1 protein-coding gene and 1 tRNA gene (1 of these 2 cut by a window edge) are annotated in these 1,341 nt (G+C 66.9%); both read left to right on the top strand.

The annotated features are described in order from the left end of the window. Positions 1 to 740 precede the first annotated feature (740 nt). Positions 741 to 815: transfer RNA gene (locus FrCorBMG51_RS00875), tRNA-Leu, on the top strand. Positions 816 to 1,284: 469 nt separating this feature from the next. Then, positions 1,285 to 1,341: the 5' portion of a Bax inhibitor-1/YccA family protein gene (locus FrCorBMG51_RS00870; protein WP_047221229.1), read on the top strand. 789 nt of this gene lie beyond the right edge of the window; 57 of the gene's 846 nt are visible here — the first part of the coding sequence; its start codon is at positions 1,285 to 1,287; the stop codon falls past the right edge of the window.

The raw sequence follows: 1,341 nt of genomic DNA, 5'->3' as shown, positions 1-1,341 counted from the left end.
CCGCCGCAGCCGCCGGCTGGTGCCGGCCTCGTCCGGCTGACCGCCGGCCCGGCGCCCGGCCCCTGCTGCCGCGTCGGCCAACGTTCACTCCGTCCGCCGTGCCCAAGGCGACCCCCGGCGTTGCCGGGAACCCTGAGCGGCGCTGCTGCCAGGCGGCTCCCGGAGCCCTGCCGGGAACCAACCTGGACACGGCGGCCGGCCAAACATCGGCTGACGCGGCACCAGGACGTGTCTGACGGATGTTCGATCGCGCGGGCGGCGCCCGGATGGCCACTCGACGTGTTGTTGTCATCACCAGTAGCTCTGCTGTTGAGCGCTCCCCATCCACCGCTACGAGCCGTGCGGGGGTCTGCTGTCCTCCGCCTTGCGGGAGGCCGCCCGGATCACCATCCGCATCGACCAACATCCATCGGGCACGTCCTGGTGGGCGCAGGCCTGCCCGTGGCTGGAGCGCGGGCCGGGTTCCTCGCTCGCCGCGCTTCCCGGCCCCGGCGGCGGGCCGGAGGTACCCCGTCGCGGGCCAGGATGCCCCGCCCTTCTCCGCGTAGCTCCGCTGCCACGCTGGCCGTATTGCCAGCCGGTCATACTGTGATTGATCGCGTACCTTCGGTAGGCGAGTTGGGCGTGAGTGTCACGACGGGTTACGGATCAGGAGGTTCCGGTTACTTCCTATACTTTCTTCATGTTGTCTCTTTCACAAATCCTACGTAGCGTGGTAGAAACATCTCCGATGTAGCCGAGCCGGTGTATCCCAACAGGCAGAGGAGGCTGTCCTAAAAACAGCTCGAGTGTCGGTTCGACTCCGACCACCGGCACATTCAGGTCTGTTCCGTGGCCGCCGGCCGGATCATTCCGGCCGGCGCTCGGTCATGCCATCAGACTATTCGCCTGAATGTCTCACCGTCATTGACGTGTGACCCTTCCTCATGCTGGTCGCCGTCCTGGCACCGGCGGTTGCCACCGCGAGTTTTGCGATCATGGCGGCGAGGGCTTCGAGCGATCTTGCGGAGTGCTCCAACGTCATCCAGCGCCGTCCGGCGGTCGTTCACGGGACTATGGGCACGGCCTCCGCTCGCGGCGTTCTACTCTGTATTCCGACGGGTTCGTCGAGCGAGCGCGCCGATCGACCGGGCTTTGCCGATCCACCTTATTGATCAACTTTGTTGATCCACATGGTGGGCGGCGCGGCAGGTGGTGCGGCGGGCAGCATGATCGACCGAACCCGACGGCAGTTGCGATCTGTACGCCCGGCTGGATGCGGGCGGCGGAAGGAGTCGTGTCCTGATGGCCGAGATGCGCTCGTCGAATCCGGTGTTCAGCCGGCGTGGCTTCGCCGGCCGG

It is taken from the genome of Protofrankia coriariae (genome assembly GCF_001017755.1).
Lineage (GTDB): Bacteria > Actinomycetota > Actinomycetes > Frankiales > Frankiaceae > Protofrankia > Protofrankia coriariae.
The sequence above is the reverse complement of the archived record's forward strand: the minus strand, read 5'-3'. Positions and strand labels throughout refer to the sequence as shown.